The following is a 16,958-nucleotide window of genomic DNA, read 5'->3' on the forward strand; positions in this document are numbered from 1 at the left end:
CGCGGTGCTCACATCGTGGACGGCCGCACCGGTCTGCCACCGGAGGGCGTCGGTTCGGTGACCGTGGTGGCGTCGACGCTGACCTGGGCCGACATAGACGCCACCGCCGCGTACGCCCACGGCGGGGACGCCGCCGACTGGCTGCGCACCCGGCCGGGGCGCACCGGCCTGGTCGTCTGGCAGGACGGCTCAACCACGTCGGTCGGCGGTGATGCCGCCGGAACGGGTTGAGCCGCGGCGTCCGTCAGGAACCGTTGGTGTCGTTGGTCGTCTCCTGCTGCCCGGAGCGGCGGAACCCGCTGAACACCTTGTCCGCGACGCCGGAGATCGCCCCGCCCACGTCACTGAACACCTTGACGAGCGGGTCGGTCGAGTTGGTCCACGCGTCCTTGTAGGACTTCGCGGCGCCCTTGACGTCCTCGTTCAACGGACTGCGCTCGTCCTCCGCGTCGCGGCGCTGGTAGTCGCCGGTCAGGATGGTCCGGTACTCCTCGGACGCCGCCCAGCGCTGGAGCTGCGAGGCACGCACGACCGCGAACGGGTGCGGCTGGGGCTCGACCGCGAGGAGCTTGATGATGCTGTCGCGGATGTCCTCGACCTCCTCGTACTCCTTGGCCTGCTCGAGGAATGACGGGATGTCGATCTGCGACGAGTCGGTGGCACCGGCGAGGTACAGGTGCGCACGCAGCGCCGCCGCCGGGTCCTGACCGGCGAGCAGGCCGGCCCGGTCGCAGCTCAGCTCCGACTTGCGCTGCCACTCGTTCAGTGCCGCGATGACCGCGCGCAGGCCGATCACGCCCAGCGGCACCCATGCCACCGAACGCTGGAGCCGCGACAGCCGGTCCAGCAAGGTGAGCAGCACGGCGTGCCCGGACAGCACATGGCCCATCTCGTGGCCGATGACGAAGCGCAGCGCCTCGGTGTCCAGGGCCTCGACGAGCCCGGTGGACAGCAGGATGAACGGCTCGTCGATCCCCCTGGTCCGCGCGATCGCGTTCGGATCGCGGGCCACGTAAAGCTTCGGCACGCGCGGCAGGTCCAGCACCTCGGCGGACTCGTTGCGCAGCCGGTCCAGCACCGGGTACTGCGACGGGCCGACCCGCACGTGGGACGCCACGGCCATCAGCCGCTCGGCCCGCTCGTTGAACAGCGAGTTCAACGTCTTCAGCACATCGCCGACCCCCGGCACGCTCCGCAACGTCGACATCGCACCCTTGTCCGCCGGGTGCTCGTAGGCTCGCGGGCTGATCCCCGGGAACTGGACGCGCGGTGAAGGCTGTTGGACATCAGATTCGGTCACGTTCGTCAACCCCTCCTTGTGGTAACGCCAACGTACGCGTAACCGGTCCGCGCATGGGCCCGCCGGAACCCAATCGGGGGCAAGTTCAGGGTTGTCCCTGAGGGAAACCAGGGCTACGGCTGAGTGGCCGACGGGACGTGTGTGCCGAGGGTGTGCACGGTCCATCCGTTGGGGTAGAGGGATTCGGCCAGTTTCTCGATGACGTTGCGTTCACCGGGTTCGAGGTCGGGCGCCGGTCCCGTGCGGCCGAGTGCGCGCATCACCCTGGTGGAGATCCGTTTCCGCCGCGCCGACGGTTCTGGCAGCCCGCACGCACGCAGGATGCGCGGATCGACCTGTGCCAGCAGGATCGGTGACACGAAAGGCCGGAGGGGACGCGGGAACAACTGCGGGAGGAACGTGAGGAACGCGTCCGCGAGCCGGCGGTTCTGCGGCTCGAACGCGGTGTTCTCGTCGAGATAGGCGTGCCAGTAGGCACGCATCTCGGGCAGGGTCTCCGGGAGCGGTCGGTGGGAGCCGAACGCGCGTGCCTCGGCGCTGTAGTGAATCCGCAGCGACTCCCGTTCGGCGTCGGTGACGGGCCGCCAGCCGAACCGGTCGGCGATCTCCAGCGACATGATCGGCACATCGCAGCCGACGGCCACGAAGTCGTCGGCGTGGATGTCGTACTGGCGATGCATGGCGTTGACCCGGCGTGCGGCGTCCCGCCCCTCCCCCGCGCCGAGCCCGTGGTCGAGCACCGCCTGCACGAGCAGCGTCGTGTCGACCATCCGCTTGGCGGTGTGGTTCTCGAACTGCTTCGTGGCGCTCAGGATGCGTGACATCCGCGGCACGGCGAAGGTCATGAGGTTCCCCGTCACCGCCTGCAGCACCATGATCGCCTGAAAGTCCAGGTAGAACAGTGCGGTGATCTCGCGGTAGTCCTTCTCCGGATCGAGTTCGGAGATCCGGCGCAGCCGAACGTTGCGGTCCTTCACGTACACCCCTGAGCGCGATTCCTGACCAGACACCGAAAACGTATCGTCGGTCCGGTTCGCCCCGGGACGTGGGTGCCTCGGCTACGAGACGGCTTCCAGCGGTTGGTCGTTGCCGCGCCAGGTGGCCGCCAACTCCTCGAGCGGCACGTCGAGTGCCTCGCCGAGGCAGACGATCGTGCCGAATCCGGGGGACGGCAGTCGACCGGTCTCGATCTTGCGCAGGGTTTCCGGCGAGATACCGGCCGCCTGCGCGACTTCGGCCAGGTCACGGCCCGCTCGCGCCTCGCGCAGCAGGGCACCGAGACGCCTGCCGGCTTCGATCTGCTCGGAGGTGAGCGGTTGGCGGACCATGCCCCCAGGATAGGCTGGTATTACTATACCGACAAGTGTTAGGGTTCCGGTATTACTATACCGACACCCTGTGACGCGAGGTATTCGTGATCGAGCTGAAGACGCCTGCGGAGATCCAACGCATGCACGTGACCGGGCGTTTCGTCGCCGAGGTGCTCTCCGAGGTCGGCCGGCTCGCCGACGTGGGCGTCAACCTGTTGGACCTGGAGCACCACGTACGCGGCATGATCAAACGGCGCGGGGCGGAGTCGTGCTACTGGGACTACGCGCCATCCTTCGGCAAGGGCCCGTTCCGCAACGTCATCTGCCTGTCGGTCAACGACGCCGTCCTGCACGGCCTGCCTCACGACTACACACTGCGCGACGGGGACGTGCTCAGCGCGGACATCGCGGTCAGCATCGACGGCTGGGCGGCCGACTCTGCGCGCACGGTCATCGTCGGCACCGCCGCCGAGGAAGACCTGCGGATCATCCGCGCCACCGAGGAAGCGTTGGAGGCGGCGATCGAGGTGGCACGTCCCGGCAACCGCCTGGGTGACATCTCGGCGGCGATCTGGGCGGTCGCCAGCGACTACGGCTATCCGGTCAACAACGAGTTCGGTGGCCACGGCATCGGCCGCACCATGCACGAGGGGCCACACGTTTCGAACAAGGGCCGGGCAGGGCGCGGCCTGACGCTCCGGCCGGGCCTGACCCTCGCGCTCGAACCCTGGCTCGCCCGTACGACCGACCGGATCGTCTACGACGACGACGGCTGGACCATCCGTTCGGCGGACGGTTCACGCACGGCCCACTCCGAACACACGGTGGCCATCACCGAGGACGCACCCGTGGTGCTCACCCGGCGCGAAGAGGAGAACCCGGCGGCGAATGCCGGCTCAGCCGGTCGACTGTCCACAAAGGATGCATAGGTCGAGCTTGGCGGTCACGCCACTTCTCCTGTACAAGTCACACGTCCGGCACAGGACAGGAGGAGTGTGTGACATGGAGTTGCGCGGCGCGAAGATGCTGGTGACGGGCGCCACCGGCGGGATCGGGCGGGCGTTGGCGGTCGAGCTGGCCGCCCGCGGCGGCGAGCTGGTGCTCACGGGGCGTCGTGGCGACGTGCTCGAACCACTCGCCGAGGAGGTGGGAGGCCGGGCTGTCCCGGCCGACCTGGCCGACCGGGACGCGGTGGCGGAGTTGCTGAGCACGGCAGGCGAGATCGACGTGCTGGTGGCCAACGCCGCACTGCCGGCCACGGGACTGCTCGCCGACTACTCGTTCGAGCAGATCGACCGAGTGCTGGACATCAACCTCCGCGCGCCCATCGTGATGGCGAAACTGGCCGGGGAACGCATGGCCGCCCGCGGCCGAGGGCACCTGGTCTTCATCTCCTCACTCTCCGGGAAAACCGCGTCCGGGCACGCATCTCTCTACAACGCGACCAAGTTCGGCATGCGCGGCTTCGCCCTCGCGCTCCGCGAGGACATGCGGCCGCACAACGTCGGCGTCTCCACGGTGTTCCCCGGTTTCATCAGGGACGCGGGCATGTTCGCCGACTCCGGCGCGACCCTGCCCCGCGGGGTCGGCACCCGGTCACCGCGGGACGTGGCACGCGCGACCGCACGCGCCATCGAGAACGACGTCGCCGAGATCGACGTGGCACCGCTGAGCCTGCGCGTCGCCGCACTGATCGGCGGCATGGCACCCGGCCTGGCCGCCGCCGTCCAACGCCGCATGGGCGGCGACAAGGTCACCGAACAACTCGCCGAGGGCCAGCGCCACAAACGCTGACCGGACCGTGTCCATGGCCGGGCCGGCTCTGCACCCCCAGCCCAGAGCCGGCCCGGGATCGCAGCCGCCTGGGTTTCGCGGTCGACTTCCGATCCGCGATCAGCGTGACGCAACCGGCCGGGCGCTGCCTATTGGCGCTTCGGACATGTCGGAACCGCCGCCTTGACTGATTTCCCGGTGCGTGCTCCACACCGCGAAGGCCACCGCCGCGCCAACTCGCGAGGCGACGTCGAGCTTCAGAATGATCCTGCTGACATGGGCTCGCACAGTTCGCTCGCGGATGTCGAGTTCGCGAGCGATCTCGCGATCGGTCCTGTCTCGTGCGACGAGCCGCAGCACGTCCTGCTCTCGCGTACTCAGCAGGGTGAACGGGTTCTTCGGCAGCCCGGTAGCCGACATGCGCTGATCTCCTTCGCAGCACGAAGAAGGAGCGCCTGCACCTCCACGGACAGTCAGGAGGCGGAACGCAGCGTCGACCTCAGCCAACCCACCGAGACAGGAACAGACGACCCTTGTGGTCGCCCACAGTGTCGCACAAACGTCCGCCCCCAAGACGCGTTCGAGACTTCACTGATGTCTCCAAAGACGCGCTGGTGACGTTCAACGACCCGAAAGCGTCTTTCGAGACAGCGCCGGCGGCACAACACGCCGTTCGCAGCATCGCACGGACACCGTCCGTTCCCTCACACGGGTGAGATTTCATAACCACCCGGTCGAGTACTTGCGTAACCGGCGGAACGAGTGGATCGCACCAGGTGACCAACGAGATGTGAGTCACAGGACGCTCACACAAAACTCATGATCACGTATCTGACGCGGCTTTCGCAATTCCTGTCTGAACAGCGTCGCTGCTGACGGCAGGCAGCTCAGGCCACGGGCTGAAAATCTCGTCAGGGTATTTGCGATGTATTTGGGGAGAATACATGGCTAACGAAGTTCTGGACCGCGCACCCGGTTACGCGAATAGTGACGATCTCAACGCAGCGTGTAACACGGAATGCGTTGCTTCCTCTCTGCGGCGGGCCTATCCGCAGGGTTACTCGGAGATGGAAAAGGCCATCACCGACGGTGGGCTCGACCTCGACACGTCGGGGGACGTCGAGGTCCACGCGGACCGGCTGCGGTTGCGCGACCGGTCCGGCGACTTGGAGATCCCCTTCGACATCCAGAGCATCATGCCGCGTGGCGGGACGTTCGACGTCGTGCTCGACCACGACCGGGAAACCGTCCTTCTGCTCGCTGATCAGAAGGCGCCCTCGTACGACCTCCTGTGGCCCTACTACTGGCTCGTCGAGGGAACGGCCGAGCACGGGTTCAGCCCGCCGGCGTCGGGCCTGCGGGAACTGCTGAGGCTCCTGGAGCGCGACGCCGCGCATCGACGGGTTCGGGCCGAGATCTGGGCGATCAGCCAGGGGCGGGACGTCGGCGCGTCGGAGATCGTGCGGACCCTCCAGCGGGCGCGTGCCCACGTCCCACGCGCCGACCCCGAGCTGCTGCGCGCACTGGACGACGCCACCGGGGCTGCCGTCGCGCTCCGGCGCGGGGTCCGGCCGGTGCTGGCGATCCGCCGGGTGTCCCGGCAGGCGATCCTGCGGTCCATCGGCGCCGACGTCGAGACCCTGCGGCAGGCGTTCCTCGCGGTACTGTCCCGGCTCAGGTCGGCACACGCGATCGACCAGGAGCGCGTCGCCGCCATGGCCGAGGACGAGCTGGTGGCGCTGGTCGACGAACTGCGGGAATGCGAGTTCGTCACGACGTTCCTGACGGGCACGACGACGGCGCCGCTGCCACACGGTCCTCGGGACGTCGCGAACCTCGTGCAGGCCCTGTCGTCGACGAACACGTTCCTGTTCTCGCGGGAGCGGTACCGCAGGACCAACCGGACGGCGGCCGGGCAGGGTAGCCGGATCGTCGGCTTCTTTCCCGGCCTCGGCAGCCGGTCCCACTACCAGAACCTGGGCCGGCGCATGCTCGACGCCGGCATTCCCGAGGTGACAGGCATCTACGAGGAGGCGGCGCGCGCGCTCGGCTTCGCAGGCCGGCCGGAGAAGCTCCTGCTGATCCCGGAGAACATGCCCACCGAGCGGATGGCCGCCCAGGGGTTCATCGGGGCCGCGCTTCTGGTGCACAGCCTCGCCATCGAAGCGCACCTGCGAAACAGGGCCGCGGATCACCAGGTACCTGTGCGGTTCGTCGGCTACACCGGGGAGAGCTTCGGCATCATCACCGCCGCGGTCGCCGGTGGCGCCGTGTCGATCGCCGACGGTGTACTGCTCGCGCGGGCGTTCACCCCGCTGATGCTGGTGGCCGCAGAGGGGATCGACCCTGACGACCCGGTCGCGGTGTCGATCGTGGAGTATCTGCCGGAGCACGCGCGACGCACGCGGCAGGTGTCCGAGCCGTACCACGTCGTCGGCCTGCGCGGCGAACCCAGGAACCTGGCCGCCGTCCTGGCCGACATCTCCGCCGTCTATCCCACGACCGACGTCGAGGTGCACAAGTTCTACTCGCCCCGGCAGACGAACGTCTACGTCAGAGCGGGCGCCATGGCCGGCTTCGACGCGTTCGTGGCGCGGTACCAGGACGTCGACGTCGAGGAGCTGAAGGCGCCGACGACGTTCCTCGCACATGCCGAGCGGATGATCGTCGCCCGCCAGGGGTTCGCGAAGTTCATGGCGGACCACGGAATCACGTTCCGCAAGCCGCACACCCCGGTGGTGTCGAACAACGACAGCGGTCTGCTCACCACCGCGACCGAGGTGCGCAACGCGGTGCTGGCGATCACCAACGAGGTCATGGCTTCCCGGAACACCGTGGAAACACTGGAGGACCTCCGCCCGGACATGATCCTCGAGCTCGGGCTCGGCGAGAAGTCGGTACGTCTGCTGGCCGACAACGACGTCGACATCCCGACCACGTCGTACGCCGGGACGGCGAGCGAGACGGGTGCGTTGCTCCATGCCGTCAAACTGATGGGCGGTCTGCTCGAACAGTTGGAGAAGCTACGTCACGCGGGTGACCGGCTGGTCTGGCGGCACTACCGCACACTCCACGAGATCTCGCAACTGTCCAAGAAGGACTCGTTCTTCCGGCGCTACTTCTACCGCAGCCTCGGGCGGGTCGTCGCCAACGAGATGTTCCACCGGGACCGGGCCGGCTCGCCCGCCTTCTACGAGCTGCTGGAGATCTTCCAGCACACCTACAACTATCTGCACCACGTCAACGTCGACGTCGGCGAACTGGTAGGAAAGGCACGGCTGAAGAAGCGGATCGCCGGCGGCGCCGACGGCATCGGCCAGGCGTACGCCGAGCTGACGGTGATCGACGAGACCGGAGCGATCGTCGATCGACGGCAGGTACACGGCGAGCACGCCGAAGCCGTGGTGTTCCACTTCGATCTGCCACCCGACCTCGGCTACGCCGACCTCGTCCGCAACACCCGGATGTTGTTGGACACCCAGCCGGTCGCGCGCCGGATCTACGACGAGGTGTTCGAGAGCCTCGGCATCGAGAACGACGACTTCCTGTCGGCCGACGACACGACAACGCCGTCGGCCAGCCAGCTCGCCGTCGGCCACGCGGTGTACCAGTACGCGCTTTTCCAGGTGCTGCACCAGCATCGCCCCGCCATGTTCATGCACGACTACTACGTCCAGGGCGGCGACCCACTGGGTTGGCTGGTGGCGCTGGCCGTCGCCGGCGCGACCACGTTGCCCGACGTCGTACCGCTGTACGAGGCCCATCTGCGAGCCGAGCCCGCCACGGCCGCGCTCGACCGGATGACCGCCTCACTGCGCAGGTCCGACGTCCCGGTCATTTCACAGGGAGGAGTTCCGTTGCAGTCCAAGAACGAACTGGAGGCGGCGACCCGTGCTGTCTTCCGCTAGCACCGCGCCCGATGTTCGGGTTCGACGCATACACCTGAACGGCAACTGTCAGATCCTGTCGCTCGGCTCGCGGCTCGACCCCGCGCACGTCGACACGGGACCGTTCCGTGCGGAGGTCATCTCCGTGCTGTCGCCATCGGACATCTGGCGCAGGAGGCTCAACCCGGCGCTCGACGACTTCGAGGACCGGGCCACACTGTCCATGACGGACGAGAACACCAGGGTGCTGCACCACGCTCGCGGCCGCAAACTGCTCAGCAGCATGGTCAACTCGTACGTCCACAGCGGAGAGACGGTCGTCGGTTTCGGCAACGGCGGCAGCGAGTCGATGACGCTGTTCGTCAAAAGGGACGACGACGACAGGATCATCGTTCGCAAGGTCCTCAGCGAGGCACTGACCACGGCAAACTGGGACCGGCACGGTGTGGGGGTCATGCTGCCGCCGTTCACCAAGGCGAGACGGCAGGCCGAGTACCTCCAGGCCCTGCCCGACTCCGTGCGCGCCTACTTCCCGGAGGCCATCGACATCATCGACCGGGAGATCCCGGTTCCGGCGCACCTGCGGAGCAACGGCGAGACCACGCACAAAGAGGTCATCGTCGAGATGAGCTACGTGCCCGGCGACGAGGTCAGCAGGTTCGTCGAGCGGCACTCGCCGCCTCCCGCGGTGATCGCGCGCCTGTACACGCAGATCTTCTCGGTCCTGCACCGGGACGTCCACACCGTCGACCGCGTCCCCGCGCCGGGCGCGACCCTGGACACGTCGTACTTCCGGAAGATCGAGGACCGGTTGGCGCTCTGCCGGCGCACCGCACCACACACGTTCAACCGCCGGCTGTTGGACACCGAGCGGATCGTCGTCAACGGCGTGTCGTACCTCAACTCGTCGGCGCTCCTCGCACGGTTGCGGGCGCGCCCGGAGTTCGCGGCGGTCCTCGAGCCGCGGTTCCACTCGCTGGTCATGGGTGACTCCAACACCGAGAACATCAAGATCACCAACGTCGAGCCGCTGCTGCGCGCGCAACGGCTGATCGAGTCCGACGCCGCGTCCGACGAGATCGACCTCGCGCTCGCCGACATCACGCCGGAGTCGCTGGGGCTGCGGTTCCTCGACCCGAGGGCGATCGGTTTTCGCAGCGAGGGCAGGCAGACCCGCGACGACCCGATGTACGACAACAAGCCGTGGCACAACTCGATCGGACACTACGACGAGATCCACCACGAGCAGTTCACGATGCGGGTCCGGCTCGACGACGCCCCTCGCGTGGACATCGAGTTCGTGGCGGGCAATCCGTACCAGCGTGCCTACCAGGTGCGGGACGTGGCGGCACACGACGGCCGGACCGACGAGACAGCACCGCGGGGCATCGAGGACTACTTCCGCTCCGTCATGACCGAGGTGTACGGCCTCGACGACCCGGACTCCGCGCAGCTGCGGGACGACCCGTTCTGGCTGATCCGGTTCGTCTTCATGATGGGCACCCATTTCACGGCCATGCCACCGTTCCACTTCCAGTCCGAACTGGACGGCACGCTCACCGACACCTACCAGACCCAGCGCCGGCCGGTGGCCATCTACTGCGAGGGCATCAAGTGGCTGAACTGGGCACTGGAGATGTTGGAAGGCACCCGCACGGAGTTCCTGGGCGTCCAGGTCCCGCCGCTGCCCTACCCGCACGAGAACAACACCGACAGAAAGGCCATGTCATGACGACTCTCTCGCTCACCGCTCCGGTGTCCGGGCTGAGTGACCTGTCGAACGAGACCCGCATGATCTTCGCACCGTGGAGCCGGATGATCCGCGGCATCGGCCTCGGCCAGTACCCCGTCGACTACGACCCGGCGATCGCCGGGCACATCCGGGAGACGTTCGACCAACTGGCGGCGAAGGTGTCGCCGTCCAACGCCTACCACCTGTTCTGCCGGGCTCTGGCGGACTTCGTGCTGACGGCGGCCGACCCCGCCGGGGAGCGGCTCGAGGAGGCTGTCGGGCCGCTCCTGCAGGCGGCCCGTGCCGAGCGCAACCCCTACTACCGGGCGATGGCGGGCAGTCTCGTCATGGACTCCTTCGCCAAGCTCGGACTCGACCGGTCGCTGCTCGTCAACGACGAGCTGGACTTCCCGGCCGAGGTGCTCGGCATGCTCGACGAGATCGCGCCGGACCAGATCCCCGACGAGAACAAGGGACGGCACGGCGACTACGAGCGGCTGTCCGCCTCGTCCACCGTCTTCCTCGCCATCGGCCAGATCGGGCTGGCCGACCGGCTCGTCACCGACGACCGGAACCACGTCATCGAGGCGCTGAACCTGCTGGAGAACATCCCGGCGCCGTACTTCCGCGGCCGCGCGGGCTCGATGTTCATGTCCGTGCTGGCTCTGCTCGGCTACGAGCGGTACATCTTCGACGGTGAACGGGACTACATGCGGGAGACCCTGCACTACATGTCCCGCGCCGACGAGCTGAAGATCTACCCGTCCTTCCCGCAGGAGCTGCCGATCGCCTGGTCGAAGGTCTATCCGCTGGTGACGATGCTCAACGCCATCGCCATGTGCGGCAGGCCGGAGTACCTGAACGACCCGGTCGACTGGCTGACCGAGGCCAATGCGCTGCTGGCCGAGATCCCGTGGGACGACCGCGTCCACATGAGCCAGTACTGGATCGTCGCACTGCACAACCTGGGGCGGTTGAAGGAACGGTTGCCTGACCTGGACGCCTACCTGGCGGAGATCGTGGCCGTGCTGGACATTGTGGACCCCGGCGGCAACTTCTTCCCCAACGGCATCGCCTACCCGTACATCATCGAGGTGGCCATGCTCACCGGCCGGCTGGATTTGATCCCGAACGAGGCACTGGAACGGATGGTCGACTCGTTTCTCGATCTCGACCGGACCGACGCCGACCGGTACAACCGCGCGTTCCCCGTCAGCTACGCACTGAACGTGCTCGGCGAGATCGGTGCCGCCGAGTTGATCTTCACTCCTCGGGCTCGCTACGGTGACAGGTCACCGATGGCCTGGGTCGTCAAGCGCATGTCCGACGGCGGCGAGAAAGAAGGCCTGCGGCTGTACATGATCCATCACGCCCTGGTCAGCTACGCGCTGCGGCTGCGGGGCGCGGACACGCCGGAAACGGAGCTGTTCCGCAACTTCCAGTTCCATCTCGCCACGGAACAGTGATCCCCTGGGAGGTCACAGCGGGGTCGTCGCGTACTCGCTCATCGACGCAGGCGGCCACACCGGCGTGGCCGCATCGCCTCGTGCCTGCTCATACCAGTGTGTGGCACGGAGTACCGCCATGTCGGCGAACCGCCGCCCGGCGATCTGCAGGCCGATCGGCTTGCCTTCCTGGCTCCAGCCACAGTTGACCGACGACGCCGGCTGTCCGGAGAAGTTGTACGGGGCGGTGAAACCGATGTGCTCGAGTGGACGGTCGACGTCGTTCGTCGGCGACGGCCAGTCCACGGCGAACGTCGTCACCGGCGACACCGGCGACAGCACCAGGTCGAAGTCCGCTGTGGACCGTACGGTCGTGGCCGAGATCTCCAGCATGCGGTTGACACACCGCATCAGCGTGACACCGGGGACGTCGGCACCACCCCGGCACCAGTCCGCGATGTACGGCAGGACAAGGCTTTGCTTCTTGTGGGAGAGCCCACTGAACCATTCCCACCCGCGAACGCGCCAGAAGAGATCGAGGTCTCCCAGCATCTCGGCGGAGAAGAACGGTGGGATCGGCTCGACGATCGCATCACCGGACTCGAACGTCGCCGCGGCGCCCTCGACCGCTTCACGCACGGCACGCTGCGTCTCCAGTCCGCAGCCCGCGTCGAGCAGCAGCCCGACTCGCAGACCCGTGACGTCACCGTCGAGTTGGGACCAGTCGGTGACGAGCCGCGGCAGGCTCGTGTGGTCGCGGACGTCGGCCTGCGCGAGAACCCGCATGAACAACGCCGCGTCCGCGACGGTCCGGGTGATCGGCCCGGCCACCCGGCCGAAGTACGGCGGATCGACGGGAACGAGACCGTAGCTGGGTTTGAGGGTCACGGTCGCCGTCCACCCGGCGGGCAGGCGCAGCGACCCGCCGATGTCCGTGCCGATGTGCAGCGGCCCGTAGCCCGCGGCACACGCGGCGGCGGCGCCCGCGCTCGACCCGCCCGGGTTCCACTCCGGATTCCACGGGTTGTGCGCGAGTTGGTGGAAACTGGACAGTCCCGAGGACAGCATCCCCAGGTCCGGCATGGTCGTCTTGCCCAGAATCACACCGCCGGACTCGCGAACCCGCGCGGCCGCCGGCGCGTCCTCGCCGGCGGGCGCGAGATCGCTGCCCGCGGTACCCATCGGCAGGGGAACGCCCCGGGTGGCGATGTTCTCCTTGACGGTGACCGGAACACCGTCGATGTCGCCGCGCGGCTGCCCGGCGAACCACGCCGCCTCACTGTCCCGCGCGGCCTGCGCCGCCGCCTCCGGGTCGTGTGCGTACAACGCCCCGATGGTCTTCTCCACCGACTCGATGCGCCGCTGCACGGCGGCGTTCACCTCGACCGGAGAGAACGACCGGCTGGCGTAACCACGCAGCAGCTCGACCGCGGTGAGATCTGCGAGTTCCGCGCTCATCACGCCTCCCCGTTGGGCAGAGGGGGTTCGTACCGTCCGTCCTGTGCGGTCCAGCCGCCGTCCACGGTCAGGATCGAACCGGTCACATAGGACGCCGCGTCCGAGACGAGGTAGACGACGGCGCCGGCGATCTCCTCCGCCCGTGCCCAGCGGCCGAGCGCGGTCTTGTCGGCGTAGGCACCCGCCCACGTCTCGTCCGCCGCGAGTTGGACTGTCAGAGGGGTCTCCACCACGCCGGGCCGGATCGCGTTCACGCGTACGCCGCGGCCACCGAACTCGGCTGCCGCGGTCTTGACCAGCCCTTCCAGACCGGCCTTCGTCGCCGCGTAGACGCTCTGGCCCGGTTCGACCGTGCTGGCCCGGATCGAGGAGAACGCCACGATGCTCCCTCCCCCACGCTGCGCCAGCCGACCCGCGAAGTGCCGGATGAGATGGAACGACGCACGCAGGTTCAGCGAGATGACGCGGTCGAACTCCTCGTCGGTGTAGTCGGTCATGCTCTTGCGAACATTGGTCGCTGGTGTGAACACCAGCGCGCTGGCGGACGCGAGGTCCGCCGCGGCGACCTCGATCGCCGAGGAGTCGAGCACGTCGAGCGGGTAGACGCGTGCGTGGTCGCCGGCCAGTTTCGCCGTCCCCTCCGCCGCCGCCTCGTCGCGGTCCGCGAGGACGACATGTGCGCCGTGCGCGGCAAGGGCCAGCGCCGACTCCCTGCCGATGCCGCTGCCCGCACCGACCACCACGACCTCGCGTCCGCTCAGATCGAACAGACCGGCGTAGTCCACTTCAGACCCCCACTTTGATTACGGCCATCTTGGTCACCGTGAGCTCCTCGATCGCGAACCGAGGCCCTTCCCTGCCGATACCGGAGTCCTTCACGCCGCCGTAGGGCATGGTGTCGCTACGGAATCCCGGCACCTCGTTGACGATGACCCCGCCCACCTGGAGACAGTCGATGGCGCGGAACGCGGTGTCCAGCGAGCGTGTCCACACGCTCGCGTGCAGCCCGTACCGGGAGTCGTTCGCCACGGCGAAGGCGGCGTCGATGTCCGGCACGACACGCATGGCGACGACCGGCCCGAAGACCTCCTCGTCCCACAGTTCGAGCCCGCCGGGCACGTCGGCCACGACCGTGGGGCGAAGCAGCCTGCCATCGGTCTGTCCGCCGGCGACGACCTTCGCCCCGGCGTCCACGGCTCGGCTCACCCAGTCCTGAACGCGCTCGGTCGAGCGTTCGTCGATCAGGGCGGACATGTCGGTCGCCTCGTCACGAGGGTCCCCGACGACGACCTCGCGCACCCGCGCGACCACGAGGTCGAGGAACTCCGACGCCACGGCCTCCTCGACGACGACCCGCTGCACCGAGATGCATGCCTGCCCGGACGCGTAGTAGCCGCCCCGGACGACGGCGTCCGCCGCGCGATCCAGGTCGGCGTCGGCCGCGACGATGAGTGCCGCGTTCGAACCCAGCTCCAACAACACCTTCCTGGGCGCGGCGGCGCGTGCGATCGCGTGTCCGACAGCCGACGAGCCGGTGAACGAGACCGCCCCGATCCGTTCGTCCTCGACGAGCACCGCCCCGACCGCCGCGTCACCGGTCACCAGTTGCACCATGGCCGCGGGCGCGCCGTGCCGGGCGGCGGCCGTGCGGACGAGGTCCACGAGCCACAGCGTGGCCAGCGGGGTGTGTGGCGCCGGCTTGCAGACGACGGGGCAGCCGGCGGCGATCGACGGGGCGATCTTGTGCGCGGCCAGCAGGAGCGGATAGTTGAACCCCGCGATGCCGACGACGATCCCGATCGGCACGCGACGCCAGAACCCGACCATGCCGTCACCGGACGGGAGCAGGTCCAACGGGACCGTCTCGCCGTGGATCCTGGCCACCTCCTCGGCCGCCGCGGTGAGCGTGACGAGCGTGCGCGCCACTTCCACCTTGCAGTCACGCAGAGGCTTGCCGGTCTCGAGCACGAGCAGGCGCTCGAAGTCCTCTCGTACGGACTCGAGCAGGTCGCGAGCACCCAGCAGCACGTCCCGCCGTGTTCGAGACGGCAGCGCGGCCACGTCCGCGGCGACCCGGGTCGCCGCGGACAGCGCCATGCGTGCGTGCTCGACGTTCCCTACCGGTGCGGTGGCGACAACCGATCCGTCGTAGGGAAAGTGGACCGGTTCGGTGTGGGGCGTGGTGATCCAGCCGTCGCCGATCGGCAGGCCGTCGGGGTAGCTCGGACTGAACTGACTCACGATTCCAGTGCCGCCTTCTCTTCGGGATCGTCGGTCGGATCGGCGCCAGCCGAGAGGACACCACGGGCCAGCTCCTCGGCGTCCACTCCGGACAGTGCCTTTCTGATCGTGGGTACCGCGGCGACGAGCCTGCGGGTGTAGGCGTGCCGCGGCTGGTCGTACAGCTGGCGGGTGGGGCCGTGCTCGACCAGTTCCCCGTGGTGCAGAACGCCGACGTTGTCGCAGATTCGCCGTACCACGGCCAGGTCGTGCGAGACGAAGATCAGGGTGAGGGAGAACTCCTCCGCGAGGTCCAGCAGGAGGTTCAGGATCTGCGCGCGCACGGAGACGTCCAGCGCGCTGACCGGTTCGTCGGCGACCAGGACCGTGGGTTGTGGCGCCAGCGCCCTGGCGATCGAGATGCGCTGCCGCTGCCCGCCCGAGAACTGGTGCGGGAACCGGTCCGCGGCGGCGGGCGACAGGCCGACCGCCTCGAGCAGCTCGTCGACGCGTTGCGCCGGATTTGGATGGCCCTGTGCGACAAGGGGTTCGGCCACGATGTGCCGCACCCGCATGCGGGGATCGAGCGAGCCCATGGGGTCCTGGAAGACGAACTGCAACTGCCGGCGCAGGAAGCCGAGCTTCCGTTCCGGTGCGCCGGCGATCTCGTGCCCGTCGAAGAGGATCGACCCCGATGTGGGCTGGTCCAGTCCGGCCAGCAGGCGGATCAGCGTCGACTTGCCGGAGCCCGACTCGCCGACGATGCCGAACCGTTCGCCGGCCTGGATGTCGAGGGAGACGTCCCGCAACGCGACCACGGAGTGCCGCCCCCCGGTCAGCGACGTACGCGGCCGACGGTAGACACGGGTGAGGTCCCTGACCTGGATGAGCGGGCTCATGTGTGCTCCCCCGAGTTCCAACACGCGAACCCGCGCTCCGGTTCGCCTGTCCACAGTGGAGACTCGGCGCACTGGTCGGTGGCGAGGTCGCAGCGGGTCCGGAACACGCAACCGCTCGGAAAGCTCCCGGCGGGCGGCACGCTGCCGGGGATCGTCACCAGCCGGCCACCGGCGTGGTCGGTTTCCAGGTCCGACGCCGCGATCAGCCCCTGGGTGTAGGGATGGCGAGGATTCGTGAAGACCTCGCGGACGGTCCCGCTCTCGACGATGCGCCCGCCGTACATGACCAGCACCCGCTCGCAGATCGTGGCGACGACCGCGAGGTCGTGGGTGATGAACAACAGCGCGGAGCCGCGTTCGCGGATGCCGGTCGAGATGAGGTCGAGCATGTGGGCCTGCACGGTGACGTCGAGCGCGGTCGTCGGCTCGTCGCACAGCAGCAGCTCTGGCCCGTTGGCCAACGCGATCGCGAGTACGACGCGCTGGCGCTGACCACCGGAGAGCTGGTGCGGGTAGGCCCTGGCGATCTTCTCGGGATCGGGCAGCCGAACCCGTTCCAGCGACCGGATCGCGGCCGTGCGGGCGTCGGCACGGCTGCGTTCGGTCTTGTGGATCAGCATGACCTCGGCGACCTGGTCGCCCACGCGCATGGTGGGATTCAGGGCGGTCATGGGTTCCTGGAAGACCATCGCCATCCTCCGGCCGCGCAACCCGGAGAACTGCTTCTGTGTGGCGCCGACCAGGTCGTGCTCGACGCCGTCGAGCCTGATCGAACCTTCGCTGTGCACGCCGTCGGGCAACAGGCCCATCAGCGACGTGGCCGTGAGCGACTTGCCCGACCCCGACTCCCCGATGAGCCCGACCCGTTCCCCGGCGCCGATGGCGAACGAGACGTCCTCCACCAGCGTGAGGTCGCCGGCGTGCACGCTCAGCT

Annotated in this window: 14 protein-coding genes and 1 pseudogene; 6 read left to right on the forward strand and 9 right to left on the reverse strand. The window is 68.3% G+C overall.

Annotated features, from left to right (window positions below; all coding sequences use genetic code 11):
* Positions 1-6: 6 nt before the first annotated feature.
* Positions 7-231: pseudogene (locus tag VF106_RS22330) on the forward strand (FAD:protein FMN transferase); the annotation flags it as partial.
* A 13-nt stretch (positions 232-244) separates the two neighbouring features.
* Here VF106_RS22330 and VF106_RS22335 read toward each other — a convergent pair.
* The 3 genes from VF106_RS22335 to VF106_RS22345 form a co-directional block, all read right to left on the reverse strand.
* Positions 245-1,300 (reverse strand): M48 family metallopeptidase, encoded by a 1,056-nt coding sequence (locus VF106_RS22335; RefSeq protein ID WP_330841734.1) that lies wholly within the window; start codon positions 1,298-1,300, stop codon positions 245-247.
* A gap of 113 nt (positions 1,301-1,413) precedes the next feature.
* Positions 1,414-2,277, reverse strand: a complete 864-nt coding sequence (locus VF106_RS22340; RefSeq protein ID WP_330841735.1) for an oxygenase MpaB family protein — start codon at positions 2,275-2,277, stop codon at positions 1,414-1,416.
* 81 nt (positions 2,278-2,358) lie between these two features.
* Positions 2,359-2,628 carry a helix-turn-helix domain-containing protein gene (locus VF106_RS22345; RefSeq protein WP_330841736.1) on the reverse strand — a complete coding sequence of 90 codons (270 nt, stop codon included), beginning with the start codon at positions 2,626-2,628 and terminating at the stop codon, positions 2,359-2,361.
* 86 nt (positions 2,629-2,714) lie between these two features.
* Between VF106_RS22345 and map the strand changes: the two genes are divergently transcribed.
* Positions 2,715-3,539, forward strand: coding sequence for a type I methionyl aminopeptidase (gene map / locus VF106_RS22350; RefSeq protein ID WP_330841737.1), 825 nt, complete (start codon positions 2,715-2,717; stop codon positions 3,537-3,539).
* Positions 3,540-3,612: 73 nt separating this feature from the next.
* A complete protein-coding gene (locus tag VF106_RS22355) occupies positions 3,613-4,404 on the forward strand; it encodes an SDR family NAD(P)-dependent oxidoreductase (RefSeq protein WP_330841738.1) in 792 nt (263 codons plus the stop codon).
* 99 nt (positions 4,405-4,503) lie between these two features.
* On the opposite strand, the gene VF106_RS22360 is transcribed toward VF106_RS22355, so the two are convergent.
* The gene (locus tag VF106_RS22360; protein ID WP_330841739.1) at positions 4,504-4,803 is read right to left on the reverse strand and encodes a response regulator transcription factor; all 300 of its coding nucleotides are present in this window, start codon (positions 4,801-4,803) and stop codon (positions 4,504-4,506) included.
* Between the two features lie 647 nt (positions 4,804-5,450).
* Between VF106_RS22360 and VF106_RS22365 the strand changes: the two genes are divergently transcribed.
* Genes VF106_RS22365 through VF106_RS22375 form a run of 3 tightly spaced genes read left to right on the forward strand, consistent with a single transcriptional unit; the run spans position 5,451 to position 11,468 of the window.
* Positions 5,451-8,291, forward strand: a complete 2,841-nt coding sequence (locus VF106_RS22365) for a hypothetical protein (protein ID WP_330841740.1) — start codon at positions 5,451-5,453, stop codon at positions 8,289-8,291.
* Positions 8,275-10,002 (forward strand): hypothetical protein, encoded by a 1,728-nt coding sequence (locus VF106_RS22370; protein WP_330841741.1) that lies wholly within the window; start codon positions 8,275-8,277, stop codon positions 10,000-10,002. The genes VF106_RS22365 and VF106_RS22370 overlap by 17 nt, the downstream gene beginning before the upstream one ends.
* Entirely contained in the window at positions 9,999-11,468 is a 1,470-nt protein-coding gene (locus VF106_RS22375) for a hypothetical protein (RefSeq protein ID WP_330841742.1), read from the forward strand. Before VF106_RS22370 ends, VF106_RS22375 begins: the two co-directional genes overlap by 4 nt.
* A 12-nt stretch (positions 11,469-11,480) precedes the next feature.
* On the opposite strand, the gene VF106_RS22380 is transcribed toward VF106_RS22375, so the two are convergent.
* The 5 genes from VF106_RS22380 to VF106_RS22400 are packed head-to-tail and all read right to left on the reverse strand — an operon-like array spanning position 11,481 to position 16,956.
* Positions 11,481-12,905: an amidase gene (locus tag VF106_RS22380; protein WP_330841743.1), complete on the reverse strand. Its 1,425-nt coding sequence runs from the start codon at positions 12,903-12,905 to the stop codon at positions 11,481-11,483.
* Positions 12,905-13,690 (reverse strand): SDR family NAD(P)-dependent oxidoreductase, encoded by a 786-nt coding sequence (locus VF106_RS22385; protein ID WP_330841744.1) that lies wholly within the window; start codon positions 13,688-13,690, stop codon positions 12,905-12,907. The genes VF106_RS22380 and VF106_RS22385 overlap by 1 nt, the downstream gene beginning before the upstream one ends.
* A gap of 1 nt (position 13,691) precedes the next feature.
* Positions 13,692-15,146 carry an aldehyde dehydrogenase family protein gene (locus tag VF106_RS22390; protein ID WP_330841745.1) on the reverse strand — a complete coding sequence of 485 codons (1,455 nt, stop codon included), beginning with the start codon at positions 15,144-15,146 and terminating at the stop codon, positions 13,692-13,694.
* On the reverse strand, positions 15,143-16,024 hold the full coding sequence (locus VF106_RS22395) for an ABC transporter ATP-binding protein (protein WP_330841746.1): 882 nt from the start codon (positions 16,022-16,024) through the stop codon (positions 15,143-15,145). Before VF106_RS22395 ends, VF106_RS22390 begins: the two co-directional genes overlap by 4 nt.
* On the reverse strand, positions 16,021-16,956 hold the full coding sequence (locus VF106_RS22400) for an ABC transporter ATP-binding protein (protein WP_414639043.1): 936 nt from the start codon (positions 16,954-16,956) through the stop codon (positions 16,021-16,023). Before VF106_RS22400 ends, VF106_RS22395 begins: the two co-directional genes overlap by 4 nt.
* Between the last annotated feature and the right edge of the window lie 2 nt (positions 16,957-16,958).

Origin of the sequence: Actinophytocola sp. (genome assembly GCF_036378875.1) — a bacterium.
Taxonomy (GTDB): Bacteria; Actinomycetota; Actinomycetes; order Mycobacteriales; family Pseudonocardiaceae; genus Actinophytocola.

What these genes read in the sequence shown, in the direction of transcription:
- VF106_RS22345 (WP_330841736.1), bottom strand. Translation starts at nt 2,628, where the DNA reads ATGGTCCGCCAACCGCTCACCTCCGAGCAGATCGAAGCCGGCAGGCGT.
- VF106_RS22355 (WP_330841738.1), top strand. Translation starts at nt 3,613, where the DNA reads ATGGAGTTGCGCGGCGCGAAGATGCTGGTGACGGGCGCCACCGGCGGG.
- VF106_RS22360 (WP_330841739.1), bottom strand. Translation starts at nt 4,803, where the DNA reads ATGTCGGCTACCGGGCTGCCGAAGAACCCGTTCACCCTGCTGAGTACG.
- VF106_RS22365 (WP_330841740.1), top strand. Translation starts at nt 5,451, where the DNA reads ATGGAAAAGGCCATCACCGACGGTGGGCTCGACCTCGACACGTCGGGG.
- VF106_RS22375 (WP_330841742.1), top strand. Translation starts at nt 9,999, where the DNA reads ATGACGACTCTCTCGCTCACCGCTCCGGTGTCCGGGCTGAGTGACCTG.
- VF106_RS22380 (WP_330841743.1), bottom strand. Translation starts at nt 12,905, where the DNA reads ATGAGCGCGGAACTCGCAGATCTCACCGCGGTCGAGCTGCTGCGTGGT.
- VF106_RS22395 (WP_330841746.1), bottom strand. Translation starts at nt 16,024, where the DNA reads ATGAGCCCGCTCATCCAGGTCAGGGACCTCACCCGTGTCTACCGTCGG.